General features: G+C 45.3%; 21 protein-coding genes. 8 read left to right on the forward strand and 13 right to left on the reverse strand.

Going from position 1 to position 22,651, the window contains the following annotated elements; genetic code table 11:
- Window positions 1-510: 510 nt before the first annotated feature.
- The 4 genes from rsmH to ACTNBR_RS11925 form a co-directional block, all read right to left on the reverse strand.
- A complete protein-coding gene (rsmH, locus tag ACTNBR_RS11910; RefSeq protein WP_441018046.1) occupies window positions 511-1,581 on the reverse strand; it encodes a 16S rRNA (cytosine(1402)-N(4))-methyltransferase RsmH in 1,071 nt (356 codons plus the stop codon).
- A 105-nt stretch (window positions 1,582-1,686) separates the two neighbouring features.
- On the reverse strand, window positions 1,687-4,530 hold the full coding sequence (locus tag ACTNBR_RS11915; protein WP_441018044.1) for an NYN domain-containing protein: 2,844 nt from the start codon (window positions 4,528-4,530) through the stop codon (window positions 1,687-1,689).
- A 35-nt stretch (window positions 4,531-4,565) separates the two neighbouring features.
- On the reverse strand, window positions 4,566-5,063 hold the full coding sequence (locus ACTNBR_RS11920; RefSeq protein ID WP_427807931.1) for an N-acetyltransferase family protein: 498 nt from the start codon (window positions 5,061-5,063) through the stop codon (window positions 4,566-4,568).
- Window positions 5,064-5,101: 38 nt separating this feature from the next.
- Entirely contained in the window at window positions 5,102-5,389 is a 288-nt protein-coding gene (locus ACTNBR_RS11925) for a peptidylprolyl isomerase (RefSeq protein ID WP_427820163.1), read from the reverse strand.
- Window positions 5,390-5,722: 333 nt separating this feature from the next.
- On the opposite strand from ACTNBR_RS11925, the gene ACTNBR_RS11930 reads away from it, so the two are divergent.
- A complete protein-coding gene (locus ACTNBR_RS11930) occupies window positions 5,723-6,205 on the forward strand; it encodes a hypothetical protein (RefSeq protein ID WP_427820164.1) in 483 nt (160 codons plus the stop codon).
- Between the two features lie 65 nt (window positions 6,206-6,270).
- Here ACTNBR_RS11930 and ACTNBR_RS11935 read toward each other — a convergent pair whose 3' ends face one another.
- The 3 genes from ACTNBR_RS11935 to ACTNBR_RS11945 all read right to left on the reverse strand — a co-directional run bounded on the left by ACTNBR_RS11935 (window position 6,271) and on the right by ACTNBR_RS11945 (window position 8,409).
- Complete coding sequence (locus ACTNBR_RS11935; RefSeq protein ID WP_441018042.1) at window positions 6,271-7,473, reverse strand: class I SAM-dependent rRNA methyltransferase; 1,203 nt, start codon at window positions 7,471-7,473, stop codon at window positions 6,271-6,273.
- 23 nt (window positions 7,474-7,496) lie between these two features.
- A complete protein-coding gene (locus tag ACTNBR_RS11940) occupies window positions 7,497-7,853 on the reverse strand; it encodes an arsenate reductase family protein (protein ID WP_427808356.1) in 357 nt (118 codons plus the stop codon).
- A gap of 88 nt (window positions 7,854-7,941) precedes the next feature.
- A complete protein-coding gene (locus ACTNBR_RS11945; RefSeq protein WP_427808354.1) occupies window positions 7,942-8,409 on the reverse strand; it encodes an HAD family hydrolase in 468 nt (155 codons plus the stop codon).
- 195 nt (window positions 8,410-8,604) lie between these two features.
- Between ACTNBR_RS11945 and ACTNBR_RS11950 the strand changes: the two genes are divergently transcribed.
- From ACTNBR_RS11950 to ACTNBR_RS11980, 7 genes are all read left to right on the forward strand, one after another.
- A complete protein-coding gene (locus tag ACTNBR_RS11950; RefSeq protein ID WP_427808352.1) occupies window positions 8,605-9,093 on the forward strand; it encodes a hypothetical protein in 489 nt (162 codons plus the stop codon).
- A 253-nt stretch (window positions 9,094-9,346) separates the two neighbouring features.
- Window positions 9,347-10,036 carry a SanA/YdcF family protein gene (locus ACTNBR_RS11955; protein WP_441018040.1) on the forward strand — a complete coding sequence of 230 codons (690 nt, stop codon included), beginning with the start codon at window positions 9,347-9,349 and terminating at the stop codon, window positions 10,034-10,036.
- Window positions 10,023-11,093 carry a DUF3810 domain-containing protein gene (locus ACTNBR_RS11960; protein ID WP_441018038.1) on the forward strand — a complete coding sequence of 357 codons (1,071 nt, stop codon included), beginning with the start codon at window positions 10,023-10,025 and terminating at the stop codon, window positions 11,091-11,093. Before ACTNBR_RS11955 ends, ACTNBR_RS11960 begins: the two co-directional genes overlap by 14 nt.
- Window positions 11,094-11,286: 193 nt before the next feature.
- Complete coding sequence (locus ACTNBR_RS11965) at window positions 11,287-12,201, forward strand: AraC family transcriptional regulator (protein ID WP_441018036.1); 915 nt, start codon at window positions 11,287-11,289, stop codon at window positions 12,199-12,201.
- Window positions 12,198-14,003 (forward strand): ABC transporter ATP-binding protein, encoded by a 1,806-nt coding sequence (locus ACTNBR_RS11970; RefSeq protein WP_427808344.1) that lies wholly within the window; start codon window positions 12,198-12,200, stop codon window positions 14,001-14,003. Before ACTNBR_RS11965 ends, ACTNBR_RS11970 begins: the two co-directional genes overlap by 4 nt.
- Before the next feature lie 8 nt (window positions 14,004-14,011).
- Window positions 14,012-16,003 (forward strand): ABC transporter ATP-binding protein, encoded by a 1,992-nt coding sequence (locus ACTNBR_RS11975; RefSeq protein WP_441018034.1) that lies wholly within the window; start codon window positions 14,012-14,014, stop codon window positions 16,001-16,003.
- Window positions 16,004-16,021: 18 nt separating this feature from the next.
- Window positions 16,022-17,263, forward strand: a complete 1,242-nt coding sequence (locus ACTNBR_RS11980; protein ID WP_441018031.1) for an aminopeptidase P family protein — start codon at window positions 16,022-16,024, stop codon at window positions 17,261-17,263.
- A 74-nt stretch (window positions 17,264-17,337) separates the two neighbouring features.
- Here ACTNBR_RS11980 and ACTNBR_RS11985 read toward each other — a convergent pair whose 3' ends face one another.
- From ACTNBR_RS11985 to ACTNBR_RS12010, 6 genes are all read right to left on the reverse strand, one after another.
- A complete protein-coding gene (locus ACTNBR_RS11985; protein ID WP_441018029.1) occupies window positions 17,338-18,351 on the reverse strand; it encodes an asparaginase in 1,014 nt (337 codons plus the stop codon).
- A gap of 103 nt (window positions 18,352-18,454) precedes the next feature.
- Window positions 18,455-19,534: a hypothetical protein gene (locus ACTNBR_RS11990; RefSeq protein WP_441018027.1), complete on the reverse strand. Its 1,080-nt coding sequence runs from the start codon at window positions 19,532-19,534 to the stop codon at window positions 18,455-18,457.
- The gene (locus tag ACTNBR_RS11995; protein ID WP_441018025.1) at window positions 19,531-20,076 is read right to left on the reverse strand and encodes an RNA polymerase sigma factor; all 546 of its coding nucleotides are present in this window, start codon (window positions 20,074-20,076) and stop codon (window positions 19,531-19,533) included. Before ACTNBR_RS11995 ends, ACTNBR_RS11990 begins: the two co-directional genes overlap by 4 nt.
- 112 nt (window positions 20,077-20,188) lie before the next feature.
- A complete protein-coding gene (locus ACTNBR_RS12000; RefSeq protein WP_427820180.1) occupies window positions 20,189-21,241 on the reverse strand; it encodes a hypothetical protein in 1,053 nt (350 codons plus the stop codon).
- A complete protein-coding gene (locus tag ACTNBR_RS12005) occupies window positions 21,238-21,801 on the reverse strand; it encodes an RNA polymerase sigma factor (protein ID WP_441042709.1) in 564 nt (187 codons plus the stop codon). Before ACTNBR_RS12005 ends, ACTNBR_RS12000 begins: the two co-directional genes overlap by 4 nt.
- A 207-nt stretch (window positions 21,802-22,008) precedes the next feature.
- Complete coding sequence (locus ACTNBR_RS12010) at window positions 22,009-22,587, reverse strand: xanthine phosphoribosyltransferase (protein WP_427808332.1); 579 nt, start codon at window positions 22,585-22,587, stop codon at window positions 22,009-22,011.
- Between the last annotated feature and the right edge of the window lie 64 nt (window positions 22,588-22,651).

Consider the following 22,651-nt stretch of genomic DNA (forward strand, 5'->3'; position numbering starts at 1 on the left):
CACCACCCCCATTCTATGTAGAATAGAGGTCAGCCACCCTATAACACGGTTGTTCCTGATAGAAGTTTATCATATTTTAGTCTGTTTTTCATTGAACTTGTAATTTAATCTGCTTCTACATTGCTTTCCACATTCTGATGTATTGCTCCAGTAAATTCATCCCTTGCGTTTTGTAGTTTGATATGATATATTATAAACACAAGGAGAACAACCGCCCACAAGGGGTTGACCTCGACATATGGTTAAAGAATCACCACTCCATCTCTCGTCAAAGTTCTGGGGTGGTTTTTCTATGCTTTAAAACATTATCTGATAAACGTAAATACGAATGTCAGTAATGCCAGAATGAACATGCCAAAAGCCATCAAATCCTTGAAATCAAAAGGTTTCTTGTCCACCAGCACCACCCCCATTCTATGTAGAATAGAGGTCAGCCACCCTATAACACGGTTGTTCCTGATAGAAGTTTATCATATTTTAGTCTGTTTTTCATTGAACTTGTAATTTAATCTACTCTCGTATTGCCCACCTCATCTTCGTGGACTTCGCACGTCCATTTCTTGCGCACTCTTCTGCGGACGGGCGGATCACTTCTTCGGAGATCTCACTGTAAAGTCCCTCTTTCTTGAATTGTTTAAATGACTTCTTCACCAGCCGATCTTCTCCGGAATGGAAGGTCAGTATTGCCACACGTCCGTTTGGTGCCAGCACTTCCGGCAGTTTTTCCAGAAATGTGTACAGTACTTCATATTCACTGTTCACATCGATTCTAAGCGCCTGGAACGTTCGCTGGCAGGATTTCTTCAATGCCTCTTTCCGCTCTGCTTCCGGAAGAAACCGGAGTGCCTGTTCAATCGCTTCTTTCAGCTGTGTGGTCGTTTCAATTTTTTTACCTCTTTTTTGCAGATTCACGACTGTTTTCGCGATTTCTTCTGCGTAAGGCTCGTCTGCATTTTCAATCAACATGCCCTGAAGTTCCTCCTGCGAGATTCCCACAAGACGCCGAGCGGCGCTGATTCCTTTTTGAGGGTTCATTCTGAGATCCAGAGGGCCTTCTACTTTATAGGAAAACCCTCGATCCGGATTGTCGATCTGCATGGACGAAACGCCAAGATCGGCAAGAATAAAATCAAATTTCTTTCCTGTTTCTTTTGATACTTGATCAATATCTGCAAAATTCTGCAGCCGCACGGTCAAAATCTCTTCTCCAAATCCCTGTTTTTCCAGACGTTCTTTCGTTTTTGTCGATTCAATTGGATCCACATCCAATGCGTAAATATGTCCTTCACCTTTCAGGCACTCCAACATCGCTTTTGTGTGACCGCCATATCCAAGAGTCGCATCCAGTCCGGTCTGTCCCGGTTGAATCTGAAGGAAATCCAATATTTCTTTTACGCAAATTGAAATATGCATTCCCGCCGGGGTACTTCCTTTGCTGATGACCTTCTGAATGGTATCAGCGTATTTCTCCGGCTGGTGCTCTTTGTATTTTTCTTTATACGTTTTCGGATGCGTCCCCGAATACCGTACACGACGTTTATGCTGTTGTTCTTGATTGGCCTGTTTCTCCTGATTTTCCATCTGCGCCTCCTATACGTTTTCCACAAATCGCATTTCACTACTTTCTATGTTTTTTCGCGAATCACCATTTTTACCTTTTCCGTAAATCGTCATTTCATCGTCTCGTTACGATTCAAACGGTGATTTCTTCTTCCCCAGGCGAACTGCCTCCATCGTTTTTGCCATTTCCTCATCCATATGGTCAAAGAGATAGTTCTTTCCGCTTTCTCTGCGGCTTTGTGCTTCTTCCCGGATCTGACGACTCACAATCTCTACTTCTTCTTTGAATTCTCTGGAGGAAATCAGGGTCCCTCCCTGTCCAAGTGTTACCACCTGCTCTACACCGTCCGACGTCACGACTGTTACGTGATATTTATGACCGATTTCATGCACGACCTTTTCGATGTATTGGTCTGCTGTCTCAGCCTCTTTGGTATAAACCACATGAATATTATGGTATTTCTGGATCTCCAGATTGTAGCCTTCTACTTTGTATGCGTCAAATACAAGAATCACGATGCATTTCTTAAATCCCTGATAATTACAGAGAATATCCATAAGTTTTCCTCTTGCCGCTTCAATATTCGTCTTTGCCAGATCTTTCAGATCATCCCACGCAAAAATGACATTGTATCCGTCCACAAGCAGATATTCCTGTACAAATTCTTCCTTTTTTGCTCTATGGTTCTTTTTTTCCGGTGCCGTAACCGTTTTCTGGCTACTCACCTGTTTTCTCTCAATTTTTCCGTAAGTACGGATAAATATTTCTTCCAGTTCTTTCGATTCACGGGCATGGCGTTCATAGCGCTCTGCTCCGGCTTTGGAAGCGGATCGCCCGGTATTCTGTGGATTTCCGGTTCTCTGGGCGCTTTGTTCGGTTCTTTCCCCTGTTCCGTCCTTTGCCGGAATCTCTCCGGGCATCCGGCTTTCTTCTCTCTCTTTTAGTATCCGCTCAAGCTGCGGCTCAAGATGCATATATTCCGGTACTTGTTCCCAGGATACGTTAAATCCTGCACCATGTGCACAAAATACAGACCCGGGTGGATTATCCAGATCCCGTTCCGGATCATAACCGGATGTTTCTATGATTTCTTCCGAATTATGGCACGGCTCATAACCTTTGAATGTACAGAAGATTTTCCCCCTGCCTTTCGTATAGCCGGTGACTTCCATCTGATAATCGCGCATGGTCGCCACCGGAGCATAGCCTGTTATAACCGTCAAATCTCCGTCTGCCTGCGGGGGCTGGAATTCGCCTGCCATTTTCTGAATATCCGTAAGGGCCCGTCCGACACATTCCGATGGGATTTCAAGGCGGAAATCATAATAAGGCTCAAGCAATACATTTTCTGCCTGCATTAGTCCCTGACGCACAGCCCGGTATGTAGACTGCCGGAAATCCCCGCCTTCTGTGTGTTTCAGATGTGCTCTCCCTGCAATCAAGGTAATCTTTACATCCGTTAGCGCCGCGCCTGTCAGTACACCTCTGTGCACTTTCTCAGCAAGATGCGTAAGTATCAGCCTCTGCCAGTTCAGGTCCAGCACATCCGTACTGCACATGGTATCCAGCGTGATTCCGCTTCCCGGCTGCCCCGGCTCCATCAGCAAATGTACCTCCGCATAGTGGCGGAGCGGTTCAAAATGTCCGACTCCTTCTACTACATTTCGTATCGTTTCTTTATAAACAATATTTCCGATTCCAAATGTCACTTCCACGCCAAATCTGTCTTTGATCAGGCTTTGCAGTATCTCCGTCTGCACCGCTCCCATCAACTGCACATGAATCTCGCCAAGTTCTTCATTCCACACGATCCGCAGCATCGGATCTTCTTCTTCAAGAAGTCTTAAGTTCCGCAGCATCGTGTGGACATCACATCCTTCCGGCAGGATCACGCGATAATTCAATACCGGTTCCAGGATCGGTCCTTTTGCTTCCTGCGCGATACCAAGTCCTTCGCCCGGGCGGGTATTGCCAAGTCCGGTTACGGCACAGATCATTCCGGCCCCCGCTTCCTGTACCATCTCGTATTTCTCACCGGAATAAATCCGAATCTGGTTCACCTTCTCCTCCCAGTGTTCCGACGACTCCGGCGCATTTTCCAGCGTATCTTTCACCTTCAGGATCCCGGAAGTGATCCGCAAATGGGTCAGTCGGTTGCCCTGACTGTCTCTGGATATTTTATAAACCCTTGCTCCAAACGGTTCCTTTGACAAATCATCGATCGTCTTCCCGAACGCGAGTAAAGCCCGCGCGGGCAGTGCATATTCTTCCAGTCCCTCCAGTAGTTCCTGCACTCCCTCTACTTTCAGTGCCGAGCCAAAATAGCATGGAAATACTTTGCGCTCTGCGATCAGCCTGATCAGCATTTCTTTTGATATTTCTCCCTGTTCCAGATATTCGCCAAGTGCATCTTCATCACACATGGCGATATTTTCCCAGAATGTGTCCTTCTCTTCCGCCCCGTCAAATGCAATGCATCCGTCACCCAATTTCTGTTTCAATTCTTCCAGACGGGCTGCTCTGTCTGTCCCGTTCTGATCCATTTTATTGATAAATAGAAAAACTGGAATCCGGTAGCGTTTCAGCAGATTCCATAACGTGCGGGTGTGCCCCTGCACGCCGTCCGCCCCGCTGATGACAAGGATGGCGTAATCCAACACCTGCAGCGTCCGTTCCATTTCCGCGGAAAAATCCACATGCCCCGGTGTATCCAGAATCGTCATTTTCATCTGCTTCTTCGGCAGTTCCACCACTGCCTGCTTTGAGAAAATCGTGATACCGCGGCTACGTTCCAGAGAATTCGTGTCCAAGAATGCGTTCCCGTGATCCACTCGTCCCAGTTTTCTGATATTTCCGCACAAATACAGGATACTCTCGGAAAGCGTTGTTTTCCCGGCATCTACATGGGCGAGCAGCGCTGTGCATATATGTTGTTTTGTTACTGTTGTGTTTTCTGAAGTATCAGCCATCCAAATGTCCCCTTCTATTGCTATGAATCTATTCTTTATTCACCGATCAGCACTTTTTCAAACGCAATTCTTTCGGTTCCGTCCTCCACGACAACCGTTCCTCTTCTGGAAAATCCAAGCTTTTCCAGAAGCTTTCTCATCGGGCGGTTATCTTCGTGCGTATCGATCCGAAGATGACCGCCCGCCTGCCGTACCGCCCAGTTCAGGCAAAACGTCGCCGTCCCCCGTGCTTTCCGGTCCGTGGTAATCCGATGCACAACACCATAAGGCGAATCATCCATCCACGATCCATCATAGATTTGTCTGTATGTCGGATCCTCTCCGATTCTAAAATAAAACGTGCCGACAATCTCTCCGTCTTTTGTACAGACATAGCTGTCTCCGTCTTCTATATCAAGAACGATCCATTCCTCTTTTGGATTTGAAGTCCCCCATTGATCCGGATTCCCGTTATCCCTCATGAACTGTCGGGCCTCTTCATACATCTCCATGATCTTCGGGAGATCCTCCATTGTTGATTTTCTTATTATCATTCACTCATTCTCCTGAAATTAAAAAAGCTCCAATAAAATCACATATATTTCGCTTTCAGCGCTTCCACCTTTGCCGTATAAGCCACATTCTGTTTCTGCTGCATAAGGTTCTGTCTGATTCCCGGTTCCGCCTCCGCAAATGGAACCTTGGACGCCTCATTTTTCTTCTCCACCTTAATCAAATGATAGCCGAACTGTGTCTTCACCGGTCCCACAATAATTGTGATCGCAGGGACGGTTCTTTTGCCAAAGACTGTATAACACAATCCTACGAGAGTGACAATGAATATACCTATCTGGATCAGATCCGAATATGTAACAAACAATGGCATCACCCTCCTTTCTTTCGTCTGGACGGTGATGCCCCTTCTAAGTATGGAGGGGTAGGCCGCCTTTTATGTGTTCCCGACTATCCGTGAAGTCAGTATAGCACACCTTCATCGCGGCTGGCAAGCCAATGGGCGATGGTCGTGGCAAGATGCTGGGGTCAAAAGGAACGTCCCTATTTCCCATTAAATGTCAGAATATATATAATTCAAAATTATAATAATTAGTATTTTAAGATATCATTGACAAGTAATCAGATATATGTTAATTTGAATCCAGAATTTATGTGCATTTTTGTTTGAAGTAAATTTATAAAAGAAAGGAGTATTGTTATGAGAAGGATTCATCGAAGTATCGGATTTCTAATTATTTTAATATTACTTTTCATAGTGTGTTCGACTTCCATATTTTACAATTTTTTTTATGAAGAATATAATATCAAAAAATTTGTTACGGAATGGTTTACTGATGATAAAAAAATTCAAACGAGTTATCAAAATGCCATTTTAACAGGAACATATGATTCTATTCTGGAAGATCGATTGGAAAATTATTTCACTAATTTTAAAATTTATAAATCATTCAGAAATGCTTTTGAATATATCCCTATTCGCATATTACAAAAATATGATTCTTATTATATTACAAAGGTAATTGTTACTAAAGAAAAAAATGGATATTTAGCAACCGCATTTCTCAAACTAAAAAATGGGGATATAACCGTTACTCATAAAATTGAAATGAAATTCCAAACAGATATAAATTCAAAAAAAATAAATTACTTTACTGTAATTGATGGTCAAAATATTGAATAAAAAATAAAAGGGGTTGCTATTTACAGCAGCCCCTAACTAATTCAGCATTTTTAATACTCTCAAAATCACTTCTCATCTACTACCTGGAAAATATAAAATTTCAGATAATAAGATTCATCTGCCGCCCACAGGATCGGGTGATCCGGTGCCTGTGTCCGGTATTCGATCTGGCGCAGTCTCTTATGTACATTTTTTGCCGCCTGCGCGATCGTTTGCGTAAATAATTCCGGTGTCATGAAGTGGGAGCAGGAACAGGTGGCGAGATAGCCGCCGTCCTTCACCATCTTCATTGCGCGGAGATTGATCTCGCGGTATCCTTTTACTGCATTTTTCACCGAATTTCTGGATTTGGTGAATGCCGGCGGATCCAGGATGATTACATCGAATTTTTCGCCTTTTTCTTCGAGTTCCGGGAGCAGTTCGAATACATCGGCGCATTTGAATTTGACGCGGTCTTCGAGATGGTTCAGCTGTGCATTCAGGCGTGCCTGTTCTACTCCAAGTTCGGATGCATCCACACCGAGTACGCTGTCTGCCCCTGCAATTCCTGCATTCAGTGCAAAAGAACCTGTATGGGTGAAGCAGTCCAGAACCTTCGCGCCTTTGCACAACCGTTGGATCGCTTTCCGGTTATATTTCTGGTCCAGAAAGAATCCGGTTTTCTGCCCTTCTTTGACATCGACCATGTATTTGACACCGTTTTCTGTGATTTCCACATTTGTATCGAATTCCGGGCCGATGAAGCCTTTTGCCAGTTCCATTCCTTCCTGCTTTCTTACCTTGGCGTCACTTCTCTCGTAGACGCCGCGGATCTCGATTCCATCCTCCTTCAGAACCGTTTTCAGAATATCGATGATCTCTTCTTTCATTTTGTCGATTCCAAGGGCCAGGGACTGCACGACCAGCACGTCTTCGAATTTGTCGATTACCAGTCCCGGAAGGAAATCCGCTTCTCCGAAGATCACACGGCAGCTGCCCGTATCCACCGTTTTCTTTCGGTATTCCCACGCATCGCGCACACGCATTTCGAGAAACTCATGATTGATCTCCTGCTCTTGTTTTCTTGTCATCATACGGATGCGGATTTTGGAATTCATATTGATAAATCCTCGTCCCATTCCATAGCCGTCATAATCATGAACAATCACAATGTCCCCGTTTTCAAATTCTCCGACGATAGAGGCGATCTCATTATCGAAAACCCATGCACCTCCGGATTTCAGTAATCGTCCTTCCCCTTTTTTCAATGTCACTATTGCCTGACTCATCTTGTTCCTCCCTCACCGCACATTTATCCGATCAGATCTTTCCATTCTTTTTCCCGAAATCCCGGGAAAGCGAACGTATCTCCTACGAGAATCGGTCTTTTCACCAGCATGCCGTCTGTTGCAAGCAGCTCATACTGTTCTTCTTCTGTCATCTGCGGAATCCTATCCTTAAGTCCCAGTTCTTTATATTTCATTCCACTGGTATTGAAGAATCTCTTAAGCGGAAGTCCGCTCATTTTGTGCCATTTTTTTAATTCCTCCACAGACGGATTGTTCTCTACGATATGTCGGTCTTCAAATGTTACGTTCTCAGATTCCAGCCATTTTTTTGCCTTCTGGCATGTCGTACATTTTGGATATTCTACAAATAATATGCTCATCTCTTTCTTCCTTTCAAAATAAAATATCTATTCTCATTTATCACCCGCATCCGGTGATCAATTGACTACTATAGTATGTCCCGGCATTCTATCCGCGCAGCCCTGCAATGATCCGGTTCGGATACAGGAACAGATCCAGCCCGTCCTGCATGGAGCGGACACAGATATCTGCCTCTTTAAACAGTCTTCCATACATTCCTTCTTTATCCATGATTGCAATGGAAAGCGCCGCTTCTTTCAGCATCAGTTCATCATTTCGCCCATTTCCCATCGCCGCGCAATGTTTGCTGCCGGTCGCCTTGATCAGTTCTTTTTTATATTCTCTGGCATTGCCTGTAGGAAACGTCTGTAAAATCACGGGCAGACCTTCGCACTGATCCTTCGCATTTCCATTGGTATCCGCCGTCAATATATAGATGCGGAACAGTTCTGCCAATGCAGTCAGTCTCTGCTTTACTCCCGCCGGAATGATTCCGTCCACTGCAATCGTTCCGTTAAAGTCCAGAAACAACGTATCTATATCCAATGTTTTGTATTCGGGAATTACTATTTTCATAAGCACCTCTCGTTTTCATATGTCCTGGTTTTTTTCATGTATATAATAACATAAAAATACCAGAGATAAACCGTTTTCACACAGAAAACTTTATTCCGGGCAGATTTTTTGTGATTCATATTTTTTCAGCAATCGGAAATACTACCATCGTTACAATAAACTATATTGACAAATTACGGAAAGGACATACGTATTATGAAAAAAAGCGCAATAACACAACTCTTTCTGACAATAACTCTTGTTCTGACGTTCCTTGCTGCGGGATGCAAAAGCCAGACTATTTCAGACGGAACCTCTTCCGGTGCTTCCAATTCAACCGAAAATACGGCATCTGCAGGAAACTCGGAATCTTCCGACACCACAAATGAATCCCTCACTGAAAAACATGATGCCTCGCTCAGTGATCTGACTTCCCAGACATCCGGCATGATTTCCAAAATCGACAATTCTTCTCCGACAGGAACGGCCGAAGAGCATCGGACGCAATATCTGGATTTAAAAAACGAAGTGGAAAAGCTCGAAACAGAATTAGATCGTTTTGAAGATTCTCTGGAAAATGATTACCGGTCTTCAAACATTTCCAGAGCGTATTTTCTGGAAAAAGAAAGGGAAATTGAAAATCTTGAGGAACTTCTGGATGCCGCCGAAGAGAAGCTTGATTTTACGTTCGGCATGGAGTCTTAACAACGAACCTGTAAAATCGGGAAGCCCTGTTCTTATCTCCGGGTTCCCGATTTTTTTGTCAGTACCGCACAGTCTCGATAATTTTGTAACTGTTCAGAGCCAAGCGGATTTGTCAAAAAAGGGCGTTGAACAATTGCATAATTTCTTAAGTTTTCCTGAACCTTCTGACTTCTCATTTACACATTTTCACGCACCATATATAATGAAAATATATGGACTCATTTAGATTGACCCTACAAAGGAGAGGAACATTTTGCATCAGAATATGGCGAAACTTGTCAAATCAGCAATCAGACTATTCATATTTGTTTTGATTCTGGGCGTCTGTCTAGTGTTCGGAATCGATTTTTATGTACGCTACAGCACCCAAAATCGAATTATCTCACCAGAGGATGTTTCTTCCGTTTCCGATGCAGATTGTCTTCTGGTACTTGGCGCCGGAATCCGTGCGGACGGCTCTCCATCTCCTATGCTGCAGGATCGTCTGAACACCGGAATCGCGCTTTACCAGAACGGTGCTGCACCTAAGCTTTTGATGAGCGGCGATCACGGAAGAGAAGATTATAATGAAGTGCAGACGATGAAGGATATCACTCTTGAACAGGGGGTTCCTTCCGAAGATGTGTTCATGGATCATGCCGGTTTCTCCACATATGATAGTCTTTACCGTGCACGGGATGTTTTCCAGGCCAGAAAGGTAATCATCGTCACCCAGAAATATCATCTTTATCGTGCCCTTTACATCGCACGTTCTCTGGGACTTGACGCATGGGGCATATCCGCCGATACCCGCAGGTACAGCGGACAGGCTTATCGGGACTTCCGTGAAATTCTGGCAAGAGATAAGGATTTCTTCGTATCTATTTTCAAACCATTACCTAAATATCTTGGCGATGTCATCCCCATCACCGGAAACGGAGATTTGACGAATGATGAAAACTGATTCAGCAATTTCTGACCTGAGACGAGCTTTCACTGCCGTCATACTGGCTGCAGGAAGCCTGTGCCTTCTTTACGCTGCTCAGAATATTCCGGCTTTTGCCGACTGGTACACAGCTCATGTTTATTCCATTCTGGTAGAAACGCTCGGGAGATTCTGGGGAATATTTCCATTTTCCGCGGTAGAATTCGGACTTTATCTGGCTATCTTTGTGCTGATACTGTCTCTTATTTACGCAATCCGCAGGAAACGCCTGCGCAGATGGGGAGCAAATGTACTTCTTTTCGCCTCGATTCTCTTCTTTACATACACCCTGTGCTGCGGGATCAATTACGGCCATAAGTCCTTCTCTGTGGCAACGGGAATTACTACTTCTTCCTATACCGCAGAAGAACTTGCTTCCGTATGTGAGCTTCTTACGAAGCAATTAAACGAACTTGCCCCTGAAATCTCCTGTTCCGAAGACGGCACTTCTCTTATGGGAAAAGAGATGGTTCCCCGGAATGCCAAAAAGGCTATGGATCATATCGGCACGCTTTATGATGAACTTGATGGATATTATCCTCTTCCAAAGCGATTGACGGTTTCCGAGATACTGTCCTACCAGAACCTGTCCGGCATCTATTCCCCTTTTACAATAGAAGCAAATTATAACGATGACATGACGGAGTACAATCTTCCCTTTACCGCCTGTCATGAGCTTTCTCATTTACGGGGTTTTATGCAGGAAGAAGAAGCGAATTTCATTGCGTTTCTGGCATGTGTCAACGCAGATTCTCCCGAGTTCCGATACAGCGGCTATATGTTGGGGTGGCTATATGCAACCAACCAGCTCTATCATGCAGATTACGACGCCTACAAACGGATACATTCCATGCTCAACAATCAGTCACGAACTGACCTTGCATCAAACACGCAGTTCTGGAATACATATGACGGACAGATTGCTGAAGTATCCAATCAGATCAATGACAGTTATCTGAAGGCAAATGGTCAAGATGACGGAGTTGCCAGCTATGACCGGATGGTCGATTTGATTATGGCATATTATAATGAATAGAATTTCACGGCAAAATCGATACCATCAATACAGCTAAGCCTCCGAAAAATTCCATAATCTTACCTCCTGCCTCATTCTATATTTGCTTTTTTTGTACAGTTATTTTATAATTGTATTATATTCGCAGAATCATTTTATTTCAGTCACCATTTGAGCGAAAATCATCACTATTTTAGCTATTTAAGGAGAAATTATGAAAACTTCAAGCAAATGTGATTTTCCCGTTGACCAGACTACACGCCAGGAAACCCGCCATCATGGAGACTCCAGCCTGCCGATTGGTATATATTGCCAGCACACCAGTGAATACCGACTGGGTTATGCCCCCTGGCACTGGCACAAAGAGGCAGAGCTTTATTTTGTAACAGAAGGTTCCGCACGAGTCATCACAACAGAGGGTGAGACGGTTCTCCATGAGACGGAAGGGTGTTTCATCAACTCGAACTGTCTGCATTCCATGCGCCCGCATGAATGTGACGACGTGATATACCATTCTGTCGTTTTTGACCCGTTTATCATTTCCAGCAGTATTTCCATGCTATTTGATGAAAAATATATTTACCCTCTTTTGAGGAGTAAGCAGGTCTCTTCGATCATAATCGATTCTGACTGTCCGCTTCACAGTTTTATCTACGAAAAAATCAGCCAGATCGTATTTCTTAATAAAAAGCAGACATTCGGCTACGAAATTATTCTTCGGAATTCTCTTTCGGAGATCTGGTTCCAGCTTCTGAATCTTGCAGACGAAAAAATGAAGAATCCGCCCCGCGGAGCCGGTCTGGATCAGACGCGTATCCATGCCATGCTGACCTATATTCACGAACACTATACTTCAGATCTGACCTCAGAACAGATTGCCGCAGCGGCCTCTGTCAGCGTAAGTGAATGCTGCCGCTGTTTTCAGCGCTGTCTGAAACAGTCCCCCTTCGATTATCTGATTGAATACCGCATTCGCCAGGCAGCCGGTATGCTGCTGGATACGGATAAACCTATTTCCGAGATCTGCATGGAAACCGGGTTCAACAGCACCAGTTACTTTAGCAATAAGTTTAAAAGCATTCTCGGACAATCCCCGCGCGACTACCGAAAAACGAAAGGAGTATTATGAGATCCTTTACATTCATACTTCAATACGTGAAAAAGCATAAGCTGAAATACTTTTTCGGCATCCTGACTTTGTTTGTTGTTGATTTCGCAGGTCTGTTCATTCCAAGACTGACGGGCGAAATCACCGATGGTCTGACTACCCATTCATTGGACTGGAGCAAAGTCAAATCCTATCTGATATTCATTTTTCTGACAGGTTCAATCATTGCTCTCGGCCGCTTTCTATGGCGTTATTTTCTCTTCGGTGCCTCCCGCTCGATTGAGAAAGAACTGAGAAATGATATGTTCGCCCATCTGGAAAAAATGAGTGTGGAATACTACAACGAACATAAGACCGGTGACCTGATGACGCGTTTCACCAGCGACCTGAATGCCATCCGTATGGCGATCGGCCCTGCCGTTATCTGTGTATTTGATGCATCCGTCATGACGGTCATGGTCATTTTCCAGATGATGCGTTATGTCAATATCAAGCTGACACTGATTGCGATTATTCCCATGTTCCTGATCTGTCTCGGTGATCTCTATTATGGTAAGCTCATCCATGCCCGCTACCTGCGGCGCCAAGAAGCCCTTTCTGATCTGACAGACTTTGTTCAGGAAAGTTTTTCCGGCGTCCGTGTAATCAAAGCATTCGTGCGTGAGCGCTCACAGATCCGTGACTTTGCCCGGGCTAACACAACCGCCATGAACTATAATCTGAATATGGCAAAACTCATTTCATTTGTTATGCCTCTTCTGGATGTAGTTATCGGACTTTCAAGTCTGGCGACCTTGCTTTACGGCGGTTACCTGGCGCTGATCGGAGAAATCACTCTCGGCCGGTTCGTTGCTTTCAACCAGTACATCAATATGCTGGTCTGGCCTATGATTGCCTGCGGAGACGCGGTAAATATGTTTTCCCAGGGCGCTGCTTCCATCCGGCGCGTTCAGGAAATCTTTGATGAACAGCCGGAAATTACTGACTCAGAAAATGTGGAAGAGATCGATCATATTAAAGGCGAGATCACCTTCTCTCATCTGACATTTGTCCACCGCGGCCATACGGAACCGACTTTAAAAGACATCTGTCTGCATATCCCTGCCGGCACCACACTTGCTGTCATCGGGCGGACGGGAAACGGGAAATCCACATTGGTCAATCTGCTTCTGCGGCTGTATAATACAGATCCGGGAATGATCTTGATTGACGGCAGAGATATCAATACCATCCCTCTGCATGTCCTGCGTGAAAATATTGCCTATGTCCCACAGGACAATTTTCTATTTTCAGACACACTGAAATCCAATATTGCCTTCGGCGCCCAGCGTGAAGATATGGATGCCATCATTCAGGCAACCATGTCCGCCTGCATCCATGAAAGTATTGTCACGTTTCCGGACGGATACGATACGATTGTAGGCGAACGGGGAGTCACACTTTCCGGTGGTCAGAAGCAGCGAAGTTCTATTGCCCGTGCACTTCTGAAAGATGCCCCGATTCTGATCCTCGATGATGCATTGTCCGCCGTTGATACAGATACGGAAGAACATATTCTTCAGAATCTGCGGGTTAACCGTGCCGGCAAGACCACGATCCTCATCGCGCACCGCATTTCAACGATCCAGCATGCAGATGTGATCCTGGTGCTTGACAACGGTGAAGCACGTGAGATCGGCAATCACGCAGAACTCATGAAACAGAACGGAATCTACCGTGAGATGTTCGAACAGCAGCAGCTCGAAGCGCTGCAGGGAGAGATTTCCGATTCCTTTTCGATACAAAATGATACATTTGACAGACCATTTGCCAGAAAGGAGTGAACGACAGAATGAAGCGACTTTTATCTTATCTTAAGCCTCACAAATTTGTCATGACCGCGGCCACGGTTCTTGTTCTGTTCATTATTGTCGTGGAGCTCTACAGACCGATCATCATCGGTGATGCGATCGACAATTTTATCAATGGCTATTACCGCCCATATGTGCTGGCAAATGAAGATGACCGCGAAGTAATTACCTGGAACGGTCTGGATTTGACACGCAAAACCGACGAAGAGCTCTCTCTCCTGCCGGAAAGCACCGAATGCTACCAGATTTTCCTGTATCATGATTCCTACTACATGGCAGAAAGCATCACTCCGTCTGAATGCACCCGTCTTCGAGACGCAGATAATGAATATCTGGAAAACTATGTCCAGAACGGCGCTCCCCTACTTGGCCGGGAGGAGCTGAAGGAACTGCGTACTTATGACTTTGTCGGTATTCTGCGTGCTGCTCTCCTGTATTTACTCATGCTGTTGATCGGCTTTATACTGAACTACATGGATACCTGGATGCTTCAGAAAATGGGACAGAAGATCGTCTATCAGATGCGTGAAGAAGTATTTACCCATATACATAGTCTTTCACTGACCTTTTTTAATTCGACTCCTGTCGGGAAACTGGTAACAAGAGTATCGAATGATACCGAAGCCATTAACGAACTATTCTCCTCAATACTGGTAAAACTATTTAAGAATACTGTAAAGATCGTGGGATATGCAGTGGTGATGATTTCCATCGATGTCCGGATGGCTGGTCTGTCTTTTCTCCTCCTTCCGGTAGTGACATTTCTCACTTTCCTTTTCCAGATTCTTTCAAGGAAAGCTTACCAGATCACCCGCACGAAGATTACCGACCTGAACACATTCCTCTCGGAACATATTTCCGGCATGCGTCTGATACAGATTTTTGCGCGAGAGGAAGCTAAATACAAACAGTTCAAGGGAAAATCCCAGGAATTATTTGAGGCAAACTGGCGTGAAGTCATGATTTTCGCAATTTTCCGACCCGCCATCTATCTGACTTCCATCCTTGCCATGGTCATCGTGATCGGAGGAGGCAGCTACTGGGTGCTTCAGGGTACACTCTCGCTGGGTACACTTTTTATTTTTATCAGCTATATCAGTTCCTTCTTTGAACCAATTCAGGATCTGGCTGAGCAGTTCGGTACTCTTCAGTCCTCTCTTGCTTCCGCTGAGAAAATATTTTCAGTACTGGATGTAAAGCCTGAGATTACAAGCCCTGCCTCTCCTGTTCCGGTTCAAATCAAGGGCCGTATCGAATTCCGTCATGTGTGGTTCGCATATGAGAAAGATGACTATGTGCTCAAAGATGTCAGCTTCGTCATCGAACCCGGACAGAAGATTGCCTTTGTCGGTGCCACAGGTGCCGGGAAAAGCTCCATTCTCAATCTGATTGGACGTTATTTCGATATTCAGAAAGGAGAAATTCTGATTGATGGCGTGAACATCCGCGATATCGACACGGATGTACTTCGCAGAGCCATCGGGCAGGTGCAGCAGGATGTGTTTATTTTCACAGGAGATATCAAAAACAATATTTCTCTAAATAATGGAGAAATCTCTCTTGAACAGATTCAGACAGCCGCTCAAACCGTCGGTGCAGATTCCTTTATCCAGAAACTCCCCGGCGGCTATGACGAACCGGTTACCGAGCGCGGAAGCACGCTCTCGGCCGGGCAGCGGCAGCTTCTTTCCTTTGCACGCACACTCGCTTATGATCCGACCATCCTGGTTATGGACGAGGCGACTGCCAACATAGATACTGAGACGGAAAGCCTGATCACCAAAGCGTTAGAGCGCCTCATGGAAGGCCGCACTACCATCATGGTGGCCCATCGTCTCTCCACCATCCAGCATGCAGACAAGATCATCGTTATGCATCATGGAGAAATCCGCGAACAAGGCTCTCATCAGGAGCTTCTGCATAAAAACGGACTTTATCGGAAGCTTTATGATCTGCAGCTTGTTAATAACTAATATCAGGAGGACACAACAATGATTAACAAAGAATTTCATGCATCCAGAAGACAAAAATACGGCGATTTACTAAAAGATAATTCTATGGGATTTTTATTCGCTGGTGACCTCATCATGGATCGGGGGGATCTTGAATATCCCTTCACTCCGAACGCAAACTTCTACTATCTGACAGGTTTTGATCAGCCGAAGGCGATTCTTATGATAACGAAAATCCATAATCAGATCCATGAGACACTATTCATCGACCACCCGGATGAAACTGCCAGAAGATGGATGGGTGTTTTCTACACAAAAGAAAGTGTGAAGGAGGAAACCGGTATTGAAACTGTGGAATATCTGGAACGTTTCGAGTCTTCCATTCCTCTGTTCCGGAGCCCCGACCGAATCCAACATGTATATGTAGATATTGCGAACTGGGGTGGCCCCAATGAAACAACACCGGCACAGGCATTTGCGAAAAGGATCCTGGACTATGACCCGACTCTTACGCTGCACAATACCTTCCATGCACTTTCTCTGATACGTCAGGTTAAGACAAAGGAAGAAATCCAGCTTCACTGGAAAGCATGTGATATCACCACAAAAGGCGTAAATAACATGTTAAAAAATCTTCGTCCCGGTATGTATGAATATGAGATAGAAGCCTATTTTGATTTCATACTGAAATCCAACCATGCACGCCATGCATTTACCACCATCGCTGCTTCCGGCAAAAATGCCTGCTGTATGCACTATGAACAAAATGACCGTCAGATGAAAGACGGGGATATGATATTGTTCGACCTGGGTGCCGAATGGGGATACTACGCTTCTGATGTAAGCCGTACTTTCCCGGTAAATGGCAAATTCACCCAGCAGCAGAAAGATCTCTACAACGTTGTTCTGAAGGGTCTGAACGCAGCTCTTGATGCCACAAAACCCGGTCAGAAAAAGAGTGAATTGCAGGAAATCAGCAAAAACGTTATGGCAGAAGAACTAATAAAACTTGGAATGATTGAAAAACCGGAAGAAATCTCCAAATACTATTTCCATGGTTCCGGTCACTATATCGGGCTTTATACCCACGATGTCGGAAATGATAATGAACTGCTGGAAGAAGATATGGTATTTACATTGGAGCCTGGATTATACTTTGACGACCTGAATCTGGGTATTCGGATCGAGGATACACTCGTTGTAACCAAAGACGGCTGCGAAGTGATGTCAGATGGAATTCCGAAAACAGTCGAAGAAATCGAGGCATTTATGGCAAGATAAGGGGCTGTCGGATAAGGGTGACTGGGGGACGGGTACATAGACCTATTCGTGTCTATGTACCCGTCTCTCGTCACCTAATTCGCATTCCAGTCCACCATGCTTCCTATCTCCCCAAGCAGATTCGTCTGCATGATCCAGCGGATCTGCTCCGGATCATCGAACTGGCCGAGCGCCCACATCAGCTTCGTCACCGCAGCTTCCGAAGTCATATTCCCGGTCTCGATCGCGCCGCAGTCGAGCACTTGTCTTCCCACTTCATACACTTTAAAGTCGCTGCCTTCATACATACACTGGCTGCCGACTGCGACCACCATTCCGTCTTCCACAGCTTTTCCGACTGCTTCCGTCATATTCCGCTTCCAGAACGGCAGTCCGCCGATGCCAAATGCCTCAATATACACGCCACGGATCCCCATTTCTTTCAGCTTGTCAAAGATATTCGGTGAAATTCCCGGAAACAGTTTCAGCAAAAAGACATCCGTACAGAATTTATTCTGAAGAATACATGGTGCGCCGGTACGTCTCACAATCGACGGATTGACCATCAGTCCACTACTGTTGATCCGTGCCGCATACGGGTAATCGATGCTTTCAAATGCATCAAAACTACGTGTCCGGACCTTACTTGCCCTTGTTCCCATAATGATCTTACGGTTGAATGCCACATATACTCCCGGTGTACCGCTTGCCGCCATATGAAGTGCAGCCCTGCAGTTCTCTGTCGCGTCTGCGATCGGATTCTCGATGGAAACCTGACTTCCCGTTAAGACCACCGGGATCTCCACATTCTGCAGAGCAAAAGACAGGGCACTTGCCGTATATGCCAGTGTATCCGTGCCGTGAATGATCACAATCCCGTCATACTTTCTGCGGCGTTCATACACACATTGTGCAATCCTGCTCCATTCCTCCGGCTGCATATTAGAACTGTCCAGCATAAAAAGTTCTTCGTTTTCCACTTCAAAGCCATCTGTCAGCCCTGCAATTTTATTCAATATTTCATTACCGTGAAGTTCCGGCGTCAGTCCCTTTTCCCCATGAGACGAGGCCAGTGTTCCTCCGGTCCCCAGCATCAGAATTTTTTTCATGTAGTTTCCTCTCTCCTTCATTTGCCATACATTCGCAAAGTATTATAACATAGTTCTGCAAATAAGAAAAGAATGGCCTCTTTATGAATCTCTAATCAAAATTCTAATGCAAATCATATCTCTGCCCGTCTACCAGTACTGCCTCTACCTCCTCAATTTCCAACGCATTTACAAATTGAATTTTTCTCCCCGTTTCTACAATCCTTCCATCCTCACTGCTGCTTCCCGTTTTTCCCGATTCCAGCCAGTCGCTTCGCATCATCTCGTCAACTTTCATACTGATCTGCTCCCTGTTATCCAGATAAAGACAAATCGTTTTTCCATCTTTCATGACTGCAATGATCTCTGGGAAGCGCTCTTTCGTTATTACTCCTTCATCCCCGATCTCCTGAAACCAAATTCCGTCTTCGCCGATTTCGATCTGTACCAGCCTTCTCTCTCCCGAGTCCTCCTCAGCAGAAACTCTGATTTTTCCGGGATAAATAATGATTCCTTTTTTCAGTTCTGTAGTGAGTGGGATCGTCATAGTAAGTTCTGCCTGATTGGTCTGCTCCACATCTTGAAAATATGCAGTTCCGCTCTGATCAAAAAGAATTCTTCCGGTATTTACATCCGATTCCAGTGTCCATGAGAAATATTTTTTCCACCGGTTATTGTCGTTTTCCTCTCCATTCTCTGTGACAAGCTCACCTTCTGCAGACAGATTGTCCACAGGCTGAAAATATCCTCCCTTCAAGGATTCCCCGATAAACTGCGGGCAGATAGAATTTTCTGTCATTTTCTTCCAGGCTTCTACTCCTTTCGCCTGAACCGAGACCAGAAGCGTCTTTTCCTGATCCACCAACACGGCTTCTGCTCTTACCAGATAATCTTCATTCTCTGCCATAAACCATTCTGAGGTCAATTGTTCTTCTGTTGTTGTCCCGGAATTCGGATTTCCATACTGCCTGATTGCCTGAAAGGAACCTAGCGCAGCATATCCCATCCCGCCGATACTCACGCAGACCAGAAGAATGACTGCCGCCACAGCCCATCTCGGAATTGTAAGGAGCCATCTGCTCCTGCAATTTTCGCTTTTCATCCCTTTTTCAGCAACCTTCCTGACGTTTTCCTCCTTCCCCAGCAGTTCATCCACATATTCCACAGGAACATTTCCCATTAAATCACTGATACTTTGTCTCATCTGCAGATCCCCCTTTCCCTGAGACGCTTTTCCATCTTTTTCCGGCCTCGCCTGAGAAGAGATTTGACCGTGTTGACACGAAGATTCATTTTAACGGCAATCGTGGTGGTATTCTCATAAAAATAATAATATCGGATCAAAATTTCCCGTTCTTTCTCCTTCATTTCGCTCAGAATTTCCCCTATGATCCTACTCTTCTCTTTTTGCTCCATCCTGTCAAACAGACTTTCCGTCTCCACCATGTCATATTCCTGCAGCGGCAGTTCTCCCCGGAATCCGCGAAATTTATTCTTCGCCCCGTTCCGGGCCGAGGCAGCAAGATAGGCACGAAGCGTTCCTTTCGTCAGATCGAGTGCGTCTGCCCGTCGCCATACACTGTAAAATGTATCGCTGACGACTTCCTGCACGTCTTCCATCGTCATATACGGAACCAGAATCTGAGAGACCACACGAATCAGAAATGCCTCATATTCTTTCATCAGCTCCTCCAGTGCCGTTTCATCTCTTTGCCGCATTCTGTCCAAAAGTAATTGTTCCTCCATCTTGTCACCTCCCCTCCGCTTTTTCTAATTCTATAGCCTAATATTAGTCAGGCGAACTCCGTTTTTCATCAGGTATACACACAAATCTGTGCATCGGGTGCAGAATTTATGATTATATTTTGATTTCTTTGCCATCCGTCGTAATACTTTCCACTTCATCCGGATTCAGCGGTTCTCCCAGAACGCCGACTCCGTAATATCCCCTGAACTTATATCCGGCTGTTCCTCTTGAAGCTCCCCATGAATCTGTTTCTGTAATTGCGATCGTTCTTCCGTCTTTCATCGTAATTTTTTCGATTTTCATTGCTTCCAGATTCCCGGTTGGCACATCCCAACTATCGGATGCAATGCTTCCCTCGATTCGAATTCCGAGCGGCGTGATTTCAACGGTTGTGAGATAACCTGCCGCCTCACCCACCTGCACCTTCTCGTGCATTTTTGCCTTTTTTATCACTGTCCGATAATCAAATTTCCACTCCAGATCCCAACAACCACTAAATACCAGCTCTTTTGGGGGTGCATCGTCATTTTCTCCCATTCCCAAATCATGATAATAATAGAGATTCTCAAAAGTAAGGGCCACTTTACTTCTGTCGATATTCTTCGTACCTGAAATTTCCAACAGAAAAAGCAGTTTCCCATCCTCCACCTGGGACTGCAGAACAGAACTGCGGTCCAAAGCTCCCTGGAAATAATTTGTTGTGACTTCCAGATCAAAATCCTCCGCCATAAAATAATCTGTTTCCGGGTCAAAATCTTCCGGGACTTCGTAGTCCGTATCGATCCGTATATAAGCCGCGTTCTTATCTCCGATCGAAGACGACGCGGTAAATGTAATCTCTTTTTGCTCCCCGGTGAGCAGATCCCTGCCACTGCAGGTGTCCGATTCTCCGATCAGAACGGTTCCGTCCTCAAGCTGCGTGGTATCCGCATCGCGGATTCCCATAAAATCCAGGATTGCCCGGTCCCGGGCGTGCCGTACCGCCGCAGACACAGCCATAACTCCCAGTGCCAGAACCAGCGTAGCCGCCAGTAGAACGATCATCAGCTTCTTCGGCTTCATTCTCCTTCGGCTCTTTCTGCCCGTTTCACCGAATCCCGCACTTTCCATAATAAGATCCTCATCTAAATATCCCAGCAGATCCAGCAGTTCTTCGCCTTTCATACCTCATACCCCTCCTTTTCCAGAAACTGTTTCATTTTACCTCTCACACGGAACAATATGGATTTGACCGTGTTTTCCGGGCAGGCAAATTCCTCCGCAATTTGCGCCACAGAATCCGCATACCAGTAACGCCGTACGAACATCTTCCGTTGCTGTGCCGGAAGGCTTCGGAGAAATTCACTGACAACTCTCCCAAATTCATTTCCGTCAATCACAGTCTGCATGTTACGCTTCCTGTCCGGAATGCACTGCTCCAGTTCGCCGGAAAGCTCCACGATAACCGCGTTCCGTTTTTGACGGTTCTTTTTCCGGCAGACATCCAGCGAAAGATGTCGGATGATCTTCGCCAGAAATGCAAAGAAATACTCCCGCGGCTCATTTGGCGGTATCCGTTCCCACGCCTGAAGATATGTGTCATTCTCACATTCCTTCGCGGTCTCCATATCCTGCAGAAGACGATTGGACAATACCAGAAGTCTGGATCCATATTTCTCACTGGTATGTCTGATCGCATCCGGCTCCCGTTTTAAATATAAATCGATAATCTCTCCATCCAGCATGGCTCTCCCCCCTGTCTTTTTCGACTGATTTATCATTCTGACCTTTCATTTCTAATAGCGTCATTTGCATCTCCCAGGTTGCATATGTAGTTAAAAAATTCGTGGATCTTTTTTCCGTATGCCTGACAGCAAAAAAAGATGTATCATTTTTCCAAACGATACATCTTTTTTCAGCGAGTTATCAAACATCGACCTTACAGCCGCTCCTTATTCTCTAAATACGATCTCTCCCGTTTTTTCATCCATACTCTCGACAATGGCCAGTGATTCCAGATGAATTCCCTTCGAACGGATCAGATCTCCGCCTGCCTGGAATCCCTTTTCAATCACGATACCGGCTCCGACTAAAGTTGCCCCGGAATCTTCGATCAATTGGGTCAGTCCTTCCAGCGCTTTGCCGTTTGCAAGGAAATCATCAATGACAAGTACTTTGTCTCCTTCTCCGAGAAATTCCTTTGCCACAATAATGTCATAGACCCGTCCGTGGGTAAATGATTCAACTTTCGTTGTATAGACGTCTCCTGCAATGTTCTTCGTCTGTGTCTTCTTCGCAAATACGACCGGTACCTGAAATACTTCTGCCACAACACAGGCAATTCCAATACCTGAAGCTTCAATCGTCAGAATTTTATTAATCTCTTCCCCTTCGAAACGGCGCTTGAATTCTTTGCCGATTTCGTGGAAAAGCTGTACATCCATCTGGTGATTCAGAAAGCTATCCACTTTTAAGACGTTTCCCTCTTTAATTTTCCCGTCTTTCCGTATTCTGTCCTTTAATAATCTCATCTTTCCTGACCTCCGCTTGCTGCCGGTGTATCAATTGTACACTTGTAAAATCATTGTACTTAGT

This window comes from Bariatricus sp. HCP28S3_F11 (genome assembly GCF_052065395.1).
In the GTDB taxonomy this organism is placed as follows: Bacteria; Bacillota; Clostridia; order Lachnospirales; family Lachnospiraceae; genus Allocoprococcus.